General features: G+C 70.1%; 10 protein-coding genes and 2 tRNA genes. 9 read left to right on the top strand and 3 right to left on the bottom strand.

Features of this window, described 5'->3' with window-relative positions; all coding sequences use genetic code 11:
* Nucleotides 1-8 precede the first annotated feature (8 nt).
* Both ACIP98_RS15500 and ACIP98_RS15495 read left to right on the top strand, forming a co-directional pair.
* Nucleotides 9-584: a TetR family transcriptional regulator gene (locus tag ACIP98_RS15500; protein ID WP_319661343.1), complete on the top strand. Its 576-nt coding sequence runs from the start codon at nucleotides 9-11 to the stop codon at nucleotides 582-584.
* Nucleotides 585-680: 96 nt separating this feature from the next.
* The gene (locus tag ACIP98_RS15495; RefSeq protein WP_319661342.1) at nucleotides 681-1265 is read left to right on the top strand and encodes a hypothetical protein; all 585 of its coding nucleotides are present in this window, start codon (nucleotides 681-683) and stop codon (nucleotides 1263-1265) included.
* Between the two features lie 144 nt (nucleotides 1266-1409).
* Here the strand turns inward: ACIP98_RS15495 and ACIP98_RS15490 are convergent, their stop codons facing one another.
* Nucleotides 1410-1853, bottom strand: coding sequence for an SRPBCC domain-containing protein (locus ACIP98_RS15490; RefSeq protein ID WP_401976202.1), 444 nt, complete (start codon nucleotides 1851-1853; stop codon nucleotides 1410-1412).
* A gap of 702 nt (nucleotides 1854-2555) precedes the next feature.
* On the opposite strand from ACIP98_RS15490, the gene ACIP98_RS15485 reads away from it, so the two are divergent.
* Nucleotides 2556-4025 (top strand): ice-binding family protein, encoded by a 1470-nt coding sequence (locus ACIP98_RS15485; protein ID WP_401976199.1) that lies wholly within the window; start codon nucleotides 2556-2558, stop codon nucleotides 4023-4025.
* A gap of 624 nt (nucleotides 4026-4649) precedes the next feature.
* Here ACIP98_RS15485 and ACIP98_RS15480 read toward each other — a convergent pair.
* Nucleotides 4650-4720, bottom strand: a tRNA-Gly gene (locus ACIP98_RS15480).
* A 112-nt stretch (nucleotides 4721-4832) separates the two neighbouring features.
* Between ACIP98_RS15480 and ACIP98_RS15475 the strand changes: the two genes are divergently transcribed.
* The 5 genes from ACIP98_RS15475 (at nucleotide 4833) to clpX (ending at nucleotide 9508) form a co-directional block, all read left to right on the top strand.
* Nucleotides 4833-4909 (top strand) — tRNA-Pro (locus ACIP98_RS15475).
* Between the two features lie 152 nt (nucleotides 4910-5061).
* On the top strand, nucleotides 5062-6459 hold the full coding sequence (gene tig, locus ACIP98_RS15470; protein WP_319661339.1) for a trigger factor: 1398 nt from the start codon (nucleotides 5062-5064) through the stop codon (nucleotides 6457-6459).
* Nucleotides 6460-6703: 244 nt separating this feature from the next.
* The gene (locus tag ACIP98_RS15465) at nucleotides 6704-7306 is read left to right on the top strand and encodes an ATP-dependent Clp protease proteolytic subunit (protein ID WP_319661580.1); all 603 of its coding nucleotides are present in this window, start codon (nucleotides 6704-6706) and stop codon (nucleotides 7304-7306) included.
* A 97-nt stretch (nucleotides 7307-7403) separates the two neighbouring features.
* Nucleotides 7404-8039, top strand: coding sequence for an ATP-dependent Clp protease proteolytic subunit (locus tag ACIP98_RS15460; protein WP_319661579.1), 636 nt, complete (start codon nucleotides 7404-7406; stop codon nucleotides 8037-8039).
* 185 nt (nucleotides 8040-8224) lie between these two features.
* Entirely contained in the window at nucleotides 8225-9508 is a 1284-nt protein-coding gene (gene clpX / locus ACIP98_RS15455) for an ATP-dependent Clp protease ATP-binding subunit ClpX (protein WP_319661338.1), read from the top strand.
* Between the two features lie 72 nt (nucleotides 9509-9580).
* Here clpX and ACIP98_RS15450 read toward each other — a convergent pair whose 3' ends face one another.
* On the bottom strand, nucleotides 9581-10453 hold the full coding sequence (locus ACIP98_RS15450; RefSeq protein WP_401976196.1) for a hypothetical protein: 873 nt from the start codon (nucleotides 10451-10453) through the stop codon (nucleotides 9581-9583).
* Between the two features lie 394 nt (nucleotides 10454-10847).
* Here ACIP98_RS15450 and ACIP98_RS15445 point away from each other — a divergent pair, with 394 nt between their 5' ends.
* Complete coding sequence (locus tag ACIP98_RS15445; RefSeq protein ID WP_319661336.1) at nucleotides 10848-13484, top strand: valine--tRNA ligase; 2637 nt, start codon at nucleotides 10848-10850, stop codon at nucleotides 13482-13484.
* The last annotated feature ends 7 nt before the right edge of the window (nucleotides 13485-13491 follow it).

The following is a 13491-nucleotide window of genomic DNA, read 5'->3' as shown; positions in this document are numbered from 1 at the left end:
TCGTACACATGACAGCACCTCGTCCCCGCGACGCCGCCGCCACCAAGAAGGCCATCCTGCGGGCCGGCATCGAGGGCTTCACCCGCCACGGCTACGACGGCATCGGCGTCCGGGACATCGCCCGGGCCGCGGGCGTCACGGCGATGCTGGTCAACCGCTACTTCGGCTCCAAGGAAGGGCTCTTCGCCGAGGTGGTCGAGGCTTCCATGGCCGAGCGCACCGTCCTCACCAGCGACCCCGCCACCCTCGCCCGCGACGTGGCCGCCGCACTGGTCCGCCGGACCGACCCGGAGGCCGACAGCCTCGACCCGTTCCTGCTCATGCTGCGTTCCGCGGCCAACCCGCGCGCCGCCGAGATCCTGCGGACCGGCATCGAGAAGCACGTCGAGGCCCACCTGCTCGACGTCGCCCCGGACCTGCGCGGCACCGATCGCGCGGCGATGATCCTCTCGGTCGTCGCGGGATTCTGGCTGATGCGCAGGATGATCGGCAGCACCGCCCTCAACCGCAGCGACGAGGCCACCTTGACCCGCACGCTGGAGGCACTGTTCGCGCTGCTCGCGCAGCCCTCCCGGCGCCCCTGAGCGCGGGCCGAACCACCCAGTGACCGCGGCGACTTGCGGTGTCTGTCCGTCCCCCCCCCTGGACGCCGATCATGCCCGGGCCTATCGTCCTGAGCCGTGGACCTGTGGGCATTGCTGGGGCTGGAGCGCGGCCGTCTCGTGCACTTCCTTCTCGCCGGCGCGCTGTGCGTCCTCTCGCTGCTGCTCACCGCCGCGACCTGGCTGCCGGGCCCGCGCCTCGTGCCCCACGCCGTCGCGATGGCCGTCCTCCTCCTCGTGTTCCCGGTCTGCGGCGCCGCATTTGTACGTGCCCTGACCTCCGGCGGCGCCGCGCAGATCCTCGGCCGGGGGAACGGCGTTCGCCTGTTCTGGTTCGTGTGGGACCTGCCCGCACGCCTGAAGTGGTTCTACGGCGCGGTGTTCGCCCTGTGCCTGCTGGGACTCGCCGGAGGAGGCGGCGAGGACGTCCGGACGGACGCGCACGGCGTCCACTACGTCACCCGGAAGGACGCTGCGGACCCGCGGGGCGAGCGCGTCGCATTGACCAACGCCCAGTACGACAGCGCCAGTAGGGCCGAGTCCCGCACCATCACCACCGGGGCCGCGATCTTCTTCGCCCTGAGCGGCATCGTCGTCCTGGTGGAGGCGTCGTCCTGGCGGCCGCTCCCATCCCCGCAAACGGATCCGGAACGGCCGCGGTGACCGGGCCTGTCACATCGCACAGCTCGGGGGACGACGCGCGCCCAGGCCGGGGGGACGCTCCCTGACCTGGGCGTCCGCCGTGCGGGGCGGACGTGCGGGACGGGTCTGGCCTCCCATGATCGGGCACCGGCTCGGCCGCAGGTGTCAGTTCGCGGCCTTGAGGAAGGCCGTCAGGCTGTCCAGGAGCATGGTGGTGCCCTGCTCGGCGCCGTCGCGTTCGTCGGCGGTGTCGCAGGTCTGGGCCACCACGATGCGGGTCCGGTGGGCACCCTGTTCGGCGAGTTCGACGGTCATGAGCGCCGGCTCGTCCTTCCCGGGTACGTCCATGCCGATGACCAGACGCCGGTTCTCGACGACCTCGGAGTACGAGCCGGTCAACGGGAACTGCCCGCCGTCCGGGGTGACCATCGTCGCCTTCCACGTCCCGCCCGGCCGCACGTCCAACTCGACCGATCCGGGGGCGGCATAGGACCACTGCATGTAGGACTCCGCTTCGGTCCAGGCGCTCCACACCGCAGCCGCGGGAGCCTCCAACGTCCGCTCCAGCGTGTAGGAGAAACCCTCGGTCGTCGTCTGTTCCGTGGCCATCTCGTGCTCCCTGTCTCGCTCTTGTGAGGTTGTCGCACGGTAGACGAGGGCCGGCTCCGAAAGTCATCGGTCTTCCGCGCCTTTCCTGGGCGGGACCGCTGACAGCGCATGCCTTCGACGGGTGCCGCGCAGGCCGCATCCGCTCGTTGCCGCTCAGATCTCCCCGCCCTGAGGCCGATGCGCCTCACCCTGACGAGGCCCCACTGTGGCGGTGGGCGCCTTTGCCGCGCCCGGATCCCTGTGCCAGGTTGCCCGCTCCGGGCACACGCCGCGCCAGGCACAAGCCTTCTCCGAAGTGGAACCCGAGCGCGATGCCGTGGCCACCGGCGGCGCGTCCGCCTGCTGCGTTCAGCGGTCGAGGCCGGCTTCGACAGGTGATGACGCGCCGTCCCGTCGACGCGGTACCGGTGTGCCGTGTCGGGGGCGCGCGGGCACGGCCAGCGGTGTGAATAAATGCCCAACTGCACCCCCTATGGCCCCCTACCGCCATGCACGGCATATGCCGGTTCCATACGATCTGGGCGTTGAGAGAAGGTTGGTGGCCACTTCGGCCGTTAAGTGCATTTTGGTCCCCCTCGGCGGTGAGCCCGCGGAGTCTGGATGCCACGTGGGGGCTGCGGCCTGACCCGATCTCAGTTCAAAAGCTCGGATCCCCCTGCCCGGGGGCCCCTGGCTCGACGGCGAACAGAGAGGTTTTGTTCCATGGCACTGACTGCCATACCGCCCGCCCCCATAGCCAGGGGCCGGAGACGTGCTGCGCTCAAAGCATCCCTCGTCACCCTGCCCGGAGTGGTGGCGCTGGCGATGGTCACCATGATTTCGAGCTTCGCCCAGGCCGTCTCGCCCCCGGCGGTCGGCCTGGGAACGGCCACCACCTACGGGGTCCTGGCCGGTACCACGGTGACCAATACCGGGCCCACCGTCATCATCGGCGACCTGGGACTGAGTCCCGGCACCTCGGTGACGGGCTTTCCGCCCGGAGTGGTCGTCGGAGCGACGCACATCACCGACGCCGTCGCAGGTCAGGCGCAGTCCGACCTGACCACCGCCTACAACGACGCGGCCGGCAGGCCGTCCGACGGCAGCGCGGGAACCCAGCTCGACACCCAGACCTTCCTCCCCGGCGTCTACACCGCCGCTGCGGCACTGGACCTCGCCGTCAACGGGACCGTCACCCTCGACGCACAGGGTGATCCCAACGCCGTGTTCATCTTCCAGGTCGGCTCGGCCCTGACCATGAACGTGGGCAGCACCGTCCAGCTCATCAACGGAGCACAGGCCTGCAACGTGTTCTGGCAGGTCGGCAGCTCCGCCACCATCGGGACCAATGCCGACTTCAAGGGCACCATCATGGCCCTGACGTCCATCTCCGTCAGCGCCAACGCGGCGATCGCGGGCCGGCTCCTGGCGCGCAACGGCGCGGTCACCCTGATCAGCGACAAGATCACCAGGCCGGTCTGCGGCGTGGCAGGGCCGACCGGACCCACCGGACCCACCGGACCCACCGGGCCGACCGGGCCGACCGGGCCGACCGGGCCGACCGGGCCTGCGGGGCCGACTGGGCCTGCGGGGCCGACTGGGCCTGCGGGGCCGACTGGGCCTGCGGGGCCGACTGGGCCTGCGGGGCCGACGGGGCCGCCCGGACAGCCCGGACCCACTGGGCAGCCCGGACAGCCCGGACAGCCCGGACCCGCAGGGCCGGCCGGACCTGGTGGACCCGCAGGACCCGCTGGTCCTCCCGGACAGCCCGGGCAGCCCGGACCCGCAGGGCCCGCTGGACCTGGTGGACCCGCTGGACCTGGTGGACCCGCAGGGCCCGGTGGACCCGCAGGGCCGCCCGGACCCGCCGGCCCCCCCGGATACCCGGGACTTCCCGGATACCCGAATCACGGTGACCGCCCGAACCACGGCAACCGTCCGGACCACGGCAACCGCCCGAACAAGGGTGACCGCCCGAACAAGGGCGACCGCCCGGACCACGGCAACCGCCCGAACAAGGGTGACCGCCCGAACAAGGGCGACCGCCCGGACCACGGCGACTACCAGGACAAGGATGATCGCCCGGACCACGGCGACTACCAGGACGCCCCGCGCCACGACGACCGCGAGGACAAGGGCTGCTACGAGGAGTGGCGCGCCCCCCTGCTGGCCGGACATGCCTGCGAGGACTGAGCAAGCAGCCCGGACCTCGTCCGGCGGGTGATGTCACGCCGAACGGCGTGAATCCGTCCCGAGTGTGACCACCCCGGTGCCCCAGGTCAGTCAACCCGACCTGGGGCACCGGGCGGTGTGCGGCGGCACCGTCCAAGGGCGACGATCCCGGAGGCATTCGCCGTCGCGGAGACCGTGCCGCCGCGGTGCAGGGCACTCGTTCTGATGGCAGCGTTCTGCGGCCCCGACGGGGTGAGCCGATCGGTCTGTGCCGTCAGGATGCCGACCTCGATCGCGGCGCGATTGGCGCACGTCGCTCGGGGACCGTCCGGCGGGCGTCCTGCCCGTCGTCGTCGCGTCGCACCGGAAGATCCCCGGGACCGGCTCACCGGGCGCGCCTTCGCCGGAGCGCGGGGTGCGACCCGCGCAGGAACCACTCCAATGGCGTGTGCCATCGGACATGCGCCCCGCCGTCGTGGAGCACCACGCGGCAACACGCTCGCGTCCGGCACCGGCACGGGCACCGCGTGAACCGATGAGGCGCCTGGGGAGACGGTTCCGGCCGGGCAGCCCTGATCCACCCCCGCGGACGACGAAGGCCCAGGCCGGGGAAAACTCCCCCTGACCTGGGCCTACGTCCTGCAGAGCGGGCGACGGGAATCGAACCCGCGTAGCCAGTTTGGAAGACTGGGGCTCTACCATTGAGCTACGCCCGCAACGGCCAGTCATTCTGGCACACCGCATCGTAGCCGATCGACCTGGCCTCCGCGCACCGGCACATATGGGCGCCAGGGTGTGCGGGGGCATGTACTCTACGTGTCGCACCGACGGGGTGTGGCGCAGCTTGGTAGCGCGTCCGCTTTGGGAGCGGAAGGTCGTCGGTTCGAATCCGGCCACCCCGACCAGTCCCCGGCGCCATGCGCCGGAGAGGCCCGGCTGCACGTTTGTGGTACCGGTAGGATGGGTTGCTGGCCACCCGGCATGCGGCCGCATTGCCGAATCCGCATGATCCCCGAGCGGCCGCCCATCAACGTAAAGCCCCCAAGGAGACCCAACCGTGAAGAGCGCCGTCGAGACTCTGAACCCGACCCGGGTTCGACTCACTGTCGAGGTGCCCTTCGAGGAGCTCAAGCCCAGCCTCGACGCGGCGTACAAAAAGATCAACCAGCAGGTCACGGTGCCGGGCTTCCGTAAGGGCAAGATCCCCGCGCGCGTCATCGACCAGCGGTTCGGCCGTGGCGCGGTCCTCGAAGAGGCCATCAACGACGCCCTGCCGAAGTTCTACACGGAGGCGGTCAACGAGGGCGAGCTCAACGTCCTGGGCCAGCCCGAGGTCGACATCACCGAGTTCAACGACGGTGAGGAGCTGAAGTTCACCGCGGAGGTGGACATCCGCCCGGTCATCGAGATCCCGGACTACTCCGGCATCGAGGTCACCGTCGACGCCATCGAGGTGTCGGACGAGGACGTCGAGAAGTCCCTCGAGCAGCTGCGCGAGCGCTTCGCGTCCACCACGGTGGTCGAGCGCGCCGCCGCCGACGGCGACGTCGTCGTCGTGGACCTGGAGGCCAAGGTCGACGGCGAGGTGCTGGAGGACGGCATCGCCAACGGCGTCAGCTACACCATCGGTTCCGGCCAGCTGCTCGACGGCATCGACGAGGCCGTCACCGGCCTCGAGGCCGGCGGCACCGCCACCTTCGACTCCGAGCTCAAGGGCGGCTCCGCGGCCGGCCGGACGGCCGAGGTCAAGGTCGACGTGACCTCCGTGCAGTCCCGTGAGCTGCCGGAGCTGGACGACGACTTCGCCCAGCTGGCCAGCGAGTTCGACACGCTGGAGGAGCTGCGCGCCGACGCCGTCAAGCGCCAGGAGCGCATCAAGCAGTACGACCAGGCCACCCAGGCGCAGGAGAAGGTGCTCGACGCCCTCCTGGAGCTGGTGGAGATCCCGCTGCCCGAGAAGCTCCTGAACGACGAGATCGAGACCCGCACGCACAACCTGGAGCACCACCAGTTCCCGGCCCTGGGCCTGGACTGGGACACGTTCCTGGAGCGCGAGGGCAAGACCCGCGAGGAGTACGACGCGGAGATCGAGTCGCAGGCGAAGAAGGGCATCAAGACCCAGTTCGTGCTGGACGAGCTCGTCTCCAAGGAGAAGCTGTCGGTCAACCAGGAGGAGCTCACCGAGCACCTCATGCGCCGTGCGGCTTCCTCCGGCATGAGCCCCGACCAGTTCGCCCAGGCCGTCGTCGAGGGCGGCCAGGTGCCGCTGCTGGTGGGCGAGGTCGCCCGCGGCAAGGCGCTGGCCCTGGTGGTCGAGGCCGCGACGGTCAAGGACACCAACGGCGAGGTCGTCGACCTGGAGGACGAGGAGGACGAGACCGGCGAGACGGTCGAGGCTTCCTCCGGCACCGGCGACGAGGCCGCGGAGACGAAGAAGGACGACGCCGAGGCCTGAGCCCCGCGCCGCCCGATGCGTCGTACGACGGGCCCGGACGCCCCGCGCGTCCGGGCCCGTTCTGCTCGGGTTCGCTCACGGCGTAGGGCGAGCCTGCGCTCACAGCGAACAGTTTCGCGTGGGGGATTGCTGGGCCCCACCTGCGCGTTAGGGTCCGTAAGTACGAGGGCCCGTGCCCTACGAGAAGTCCCTGAGACGGCTCAGCGCCGTCCGACAACGAGCAGGTGGATACGTGACGACTCCGATGCCTTCCGCCGCCGGCGAGCCGACCATCGGTGGCCTCGGCGACCAGGTCTACAACCGGCTGCTCGGCGAGCGGATCATCTTCCTCGGCCAGCCTGTTGACGACGACATCGCCAACAAGATCACCGCGCAGCTGCTCCTCCTTGCCGCCGAGCCGGACAAGGACATCTACCTCTACATCAACAGCCCCGGCGGCTCCGTGACCGCGGGCATGGCGATCTACGACACCATGCAGTTCATCAAGAACGACGTGGTCACCATCGCCATGGGCCTGGCCGCCTCCATGGGCCAGTTCCTCCTGACGGCCGGTACGCCGGGCAAGCGCTTCGCGCTGCCGAACACCGACATCCTGATGCACCAGCCGTCCGCCGGTCTCGCCGGTTCGGCGTCCGACATCAAGATCCACGCCGAGCAGCTCCTGCGCACCAAGAAGCGCATGGCCGAGCTGATCGCGCAGCACTCCGGCCGTAGTGTCGAGGAGATCACCCGCGACTCCGACCGCGACCGCTGGTACTCCGCCGACGCGGCCAAGGAGTACGGCCTGATCGACGACGTCATCACGCACGCGGTGAACGTACCGGGCGGCGGCGGCACGGGCGCCTGACGGGCATGAGCCCGATCAGCCCCGCAGGACCGACCCCAGCCCACTGCTCATCATCAGGACGGTGAACGTGACCACCCAGAACTTCCCCGGCAGCGGTATGTACGACCGTACGAGCGCCGCCGAGGCCCGCTATGTCGTCCCGCGCTTCATCGAGCGCACCTCCCAGGGCGTTCGCGAGTACGACCCGTACGCGAAGCTCTTCGAGGAGCGCGTGATCTTCCTGGGCGTCCAGATCGACGACGCCTCCGCCAACGACGTCATGGCGCAGCTGCTGTGCCTGGAGTCGATGGACCCGGACCGCGACATCTCGGTCTACATCAACAGCCCCGGCGGCTCCTTCACGGCGCTGACCGCCATCTACGACACGATGCAGTTCGTCAAGCCGGACATCCAGACGGTCTGCATGGGCCAGGCGGCCTCCGCCGCGGCCGTGCTGCTGGCCGCCGGGACGCCCGGCAAGCGCATGGCGCTGCCGAACGCCCGCATCCTGATCCACCAGCCGTACAGCGAGACCGGCCGCGGCCAGGTCTCGGACCTGGAGATCGCGGCGAACGAGATCCTGCGCATGCGTGCGCAGCTCGAGGAGATGCTCGCCAAGCACTCCAGCACCCCGATCGAGAAGATCCGCGACGACATCGAGCGCGACAAGATCCTCACCGCCGAGGAGGCCCTCTCCTACGGTCTGGTCGACCAGATCGTCTCCACTCGCAAGAGTTCGAGCGTCGCGGTCTGAGGACCGCCAGAGGCCTTCCGGGCCTCGTGAGGCACGAAAGTCCCCTCTTGGGGCGGCAGGGTTGTGCAGGTCACGGCCCAGTCGTTCCAAGGGGGGCCCGCACTGGGGGCGCGGCAAGGTACCGTCGATAGGCAAGCACCAGGACTCGTCGAACTGACGGGACCCAGGCGAAGGGGAAGCACCTCGTGGCACGCATCGGTGACGGCGGCGACCTGCTCAAGTGCTCATTCTGCGGAAAGAGCCAGAAGCAGGTGAAGAAGCTCATCGCAGGGCCCGGTGTGTACATCTGCGACGAGTGCATCGATCTCTGCAACGAGATCATCGAGGAGGAGCTGGCGGAGTCCTCCGAGGTGCGCTGGGAGGACCTTCCCAAGCCGCGCGAGATCTACGAGTTCCTGGAGAGCTACGTCGTCGGCCAGGAGCCGGCGAAGAAGGCGCTCTCCGTCGCGGTCTACAACCATTACAAGCGGGTGCAGGCCGGCGAGAACGGCGGGCGCGGTCACGACGACGGCATCGAGCTCGCCAAGTCCAACATCCTGCTGCTGGGCCCCACGGGCTCCGGCAAGACCCTGCTGGCGCAGACCCTGGCCCGGATGCTCAACGTGCCGTTCGCGATCGCGGACGCCACGGCGCTGACGGAGGCCGGTTACGTCGGTGAGGACGTCGAGAACATCCTGCTGAAGCTGATCCAGGCGGCCGACTACGACGTCAAGAAGGCCGAGACCGGGATCATCTACATCGACGAGATCGACAAGGTCGCCCGCAAGAGCGAGAACCCGTCGATCACCCGCGACGTCTCCGGTGAGGGCGTCCAGCAGGCGCTGCTGAAGATCCTGGAGGGCACCACCGCCTCGGTGCCGCCGCAGGGCGGGCGCAAGCACCCGCACCAGGAGTTCATCCAGATCGACACCACCAACGTGCTCTTCATCGTGGGCGGCGCCTTCGCCGGCCTGGAGAAGATCATCGAGTCCCGCGCGGGCGCCAAGGGCATCGGCTTCGGCGCGACCATCCGCTCCAAGCGCGAGATGGACGCCGCGGACCAGTTCTCCGAGGTCATGCCCGAGGACCTGGTGAAGTTCGGCATGATCCCCGAGTTCATCGGCCGTCTGCCGGTCATCACCAGCGTGCACAACCTCGACCGCGAGGCGCTGCTGCAGATCCTCGTCGAGCCGCGCAACGCCCTGGTCAAGCAGTACCAGCGGCTGTTCGAGCTCGACGGTGTCGAGCTCGAGTTCGAGCGCGGCGCCCTGGAGGCCATCGCCGACCAGGCCATCCTCCGCCAGACCGGCGCGCGGGGTCTGCGCGCCATCATGGAGGAGGTGCTGATGTCGGTCATGTACGAGGTGCCGTCCCGCAAGGACGTCGCCCGCGTCGTCATCAGCGAGGACGTCGTTCACTCCAACGTGAACCCCACCCTGGTGCCGCGCGAGCCGCGCATCATCGGCAAGGGCGAGCAGAAGAGCGCGTAGCGCTCCACCGCACCCGTCACAGGTGAGGGGCGCCCGGCGAGGGCCGGGCGCCCCTCACCTGTGTGTGCGGTGCTACTTCTTGACGCGGACCTCGTCGCGGATCTTCACGGTGCTGTCGGCCCACTCGGAGAGCGAGGGGGCCTTCGTGGTGCCGAGGATGTCCAGGTTCATGTTCATGGCCATGGCGACCGTGCTGTCGTCGGCCCAGGCGCAGTACGGGAACGTGACCCCGCCGGAACCGAAGGTGCCGCACTTCATGACGTCGCCGTCGAAGCCGGCCGGGTGCTGCTCGGTGGGGTCCTGCCCCGTCGAGGAACCGGCGCTGTTCTTGAAGCCGGTGAGCATGGCGTCCAGGGCGGCGCCGGGGTCGCTGATGTCGCCGTAGGCGCCGGAGACCACCAACTGGGAGTTCGAGGAGTTCTTGTACGCGCCGGAGACCGTCTTGGCGCTCTTGATGCCGGCGTCGTTCCCCGACTCGCCGTTGCTGAGGCCGGAGTTGGCGGCGTTCGACGGGTCCTTGGCGTACTCGCCGTTCAGCAGCGTGGCCGGCATCGACAGCGTGTAGTCGCCGCCTCCGCCGAGGCCGCCGCCCTTGCCGCCCAGGAGGAACACCAGGCCGCCGCCGATCAGGGCGATCGCGAGCACGACACCGATGACGATGCCGGCCACCTTGCCCTTGCCGCCGCCGGAGGGCGGGGGAGGGGGGCCCCAGGCGCCGGGCTGCTGGCCCCAGGCACCGGGCTGCTGGCCCCAGGCACCGGGCTGCTGCGGGATGCCGCCCTGCGGGGGCTGCGCGGGCTGCGGCGGGTAGCCGTAACCGGGTTGCGGCGCGGCCCCGTAGCCGGGCGGGACCTGCGACTGGGGTTGCGTGGGCGGCTGCGGGGGCTGGCCGTAGCCGGGCTGGCCACCCCAACCCGGCTGCGGAGGCGGCTGGTTGAAGCTCATGCGGAGGTCCCCTCGTTGTCCACTGCGGTCTGGTGCTCATCCTGGCGACTGTTCAACCCGTCTTCACCTCCGGTCCGTCAGGGATCGGTAACAAGACCGTGCGGGTGACCGTTTGCCGTCGCGCGGGGGCGAACCGGCGGCGTAGTGCGACCGTTTCACCGTCCGTCCCGGCGTTCCGCCGCGCCCCACCCGCCGTGGGCCCCGCCGTACGTCCCGCGGTGCGACGGCCGGGAGGCAGTGCGCCGGACGCCCGTGGATCCCCCTACCCTTGTCTGTGCACGGTCATCCGTCGGGCCGTCCTCCGGGATGTCCCTCCGGGGCGTCCGGTCCCGCGCGTCCGCCCCGGCGCCACCGGATTCGTTGGCGGGGCGGCCGCGCCCGTAAACTGAGCGCCGTGACCGACAACACTCAGCAGGCCGCCGCGAGCGGGCCGAACAGCGTGACCCCCGAACTGCCGACCCAGTACGCGCCGGCCGAGGTAGAGGGGCCCCTGTACGAGCGCTGGGTAGAGCGCGGTTACTTCGAGGCGGACGCCAAGAGCGACAAGCCGCCGTACACCGTCGTCATCCCCCCGCCGAACGTCACCGGCAGCCTCCACCTCGGCCACGCCTTCGAGCACACGCTGATCGACGCCCTCACCCGCCGCAAGCGCATGCAGGGCTTCGAGACGCTGTGGCAGCCCGGCATGGACCACGCCGGCATCGCCACCCAGAACGTCGTGGAGCGTGAACTCGCCAAGGAGGGCAAGTCCCGGCACGACCTGGGGCGCGAGGCCTTCGTCGAGCGCGTGTGGCAGTGGAAGGCGGAGTCCGGCGGCCAGATCTCCGGGCAGATGCGCCGCCTCGGCGACGGCGTCGCCTGGTCGCGCGAGCGCTTCACCATGGACGAGGGCCTCTCCCAGGCCGTCCAGACCATCTTCAAGAAGCTCTACGACGACGAGCTGATCTACCGCGCCGAGCGGATCATCAACTGGTGCCCGCGCTGCCTGACCGCCATCTCGGACATCGAGGTGGAGTACCAGGACGACGAGGGTGAGCTGGTCTCCATCCGCTACGGCGAGGGCGACGCGTCGATCGTCGTCGCCACGACCCGCGCCGAGACGATGCTCGGCGACACCGCGGTCGCCGTCCACCCCGAGGACGAGCGCTACCGGCACCTGGTGGGCACCGAGATCGAACTGCCGCTCACCGGCCGCCGTATCCCGATCGTCGCCGACGAGCACGTGGATCCGGCCTTCGGCACCGGCGCCGTCAAGGTGACCCCGGCGCACGACCCCAACGACTTCGAGATCGGCCAGCGCCACGGGCTGCCGAACCTCGCCGTCATGGACGAGCACGCGATCATCACCGCCCATGGCCCCTTCCAGGGCCTGGACCGGCTGGAGGCGCGCAGCGCCATCGTCGCCGCCCTGCGTGCCGAGGGCCGCATCGTCGCCGAGAAGCGCCCCTACACCCACTCCGTGGGGCACTGCTCGCGCTGCAAGACCACCATCGAGCCGCGGCTGTCCATGCAGTGGTGGGTCAAGGTCGCCCCGCTGGCCAAGGCCGCCGGGGACGCGGTCCGCGACGGCCGGGTCGCCATCCACCCGCAGGAGATGGAGAAGCGCTACTTCGACTGGGTCGACAACCTCCACGACTGGTGCATCTCGCGCCAGCTGTGGTGGGGCCACCGCATCCCGGTCTGGTACGGGCCGAACGGCGAGGTCGTCTGTGTCGGCCCGGACGAGCAGCCCCCGGCCGGCGACGGGTGGACGCAGGACACCGACGTCCTGGACACCTGGTTCTCCTCCGGCCTGTGGCCGTTCTCCACCCTCGGCTGGCCCGAGCGGACCGAGAGCCTGGCGAAGTTCTATCCGAACTCCGTCCTGGTCACCGGCTACGACATCCTCTTCTTCTGGGTCGCCCGGATGATGATGTTCGGCCTGTACGCGATGGACGGCACCCCGCCGTTCCACACCATCGCCCTGCACGGCATGGTCCGTGACCAGAACGGCAAGAAGATGTCGAAGTCCTTCGGGAACGTCGTCAACCCGCTGGACTGGATGGACAAGTACGGCTCCGACGCGCTGCGCTTCACGCTCGCGCGCGGTGCCAACCCCGGCACCGACGTGCCCATCGGCGAGGACTGGGTCCAGGGCTCCCGCAACTTCACCAACAAGATCTGGAACGCCACGCGCTTCGCGCTGATGAACGGCGCCACGGTCGAGGGCGAACTGCCCGCTCCGGAGGAGATGTCGGCGACCGACCGCTGGATCCTGTCCCGGCTGGACTCCACGGTCGCCGAGGTCGACGCGCTCTACGACGACTACCAGTTCGCCAAGCTCAGCGACGTCCTGTTCCACTTCGCGTGGGACGAGGTCTTCGACTGGTACGTGGAGCTGTCCAAGACCACCTTCATGGCGGGCGGCCGACCCGCCGAGGTGTCCGGGCGGGTGCTCGGCGAGGTGCTGGACAAGCTGCTGCGGGTGCTGCACCCGGTCGTCCCCTTCGTCACCGAAACGCTGTGGACGACGCTCACCGGCCGCGAGACGCTCGTGACCGCCGAGTGGCCGCGGGACTCCGGTTTCCGCGACGCGGCCGCCGAGAGGGAGATCGCCGCCGTCCAGTCGCTGGTCACCGAGGTCCGCCGGTTCCGTGCCGACCAGGGCCTGCAGCCCGGCCAGAAGGTCCCGGCCCGCCTGGACCTGGCCGGTACCGGTCTGGACGCCCACGAGGCCGCCGTGCGCCAGCTCCTGCGCCTCCAGCCGGAGGGCGAGGGCTTCGCGGCCACCGCCACCCTGCCGGTCGCGGGCGCCACGGTCGCCCTGGACCTTTCCGGCGTCATCGACGTCGAGGCCGAGCGCAAGCGGCTCGCCAAGGACCTCGCGGCGGCGGAGAAGGAGAAGGCGCAGGCCACGGCGAAGCTCGGCAACGAGGCGTTCCTGGCCAAGGCCCCGGACCCGGTCGTCGCCAAGATCCGCACCCGGCTGGAGACGGCCGAGGCGGACATCGCCCGCATCACCGCCCAGCTGGCGTCCCTGCCGCAGGCGTGACCGGGAG

Source organism: Streptomyces sp. NPDC088354 (genome assembly GCF_044753585.1).
Lineage (GTDB): Bacteria > Actinomycetota > Actinomycetes > Streptomycetales > Streptomycetaceae > Actinacidiphila.
This window is presented reverse-complemented; position numbering and strand designations above follow the sequence as displayed.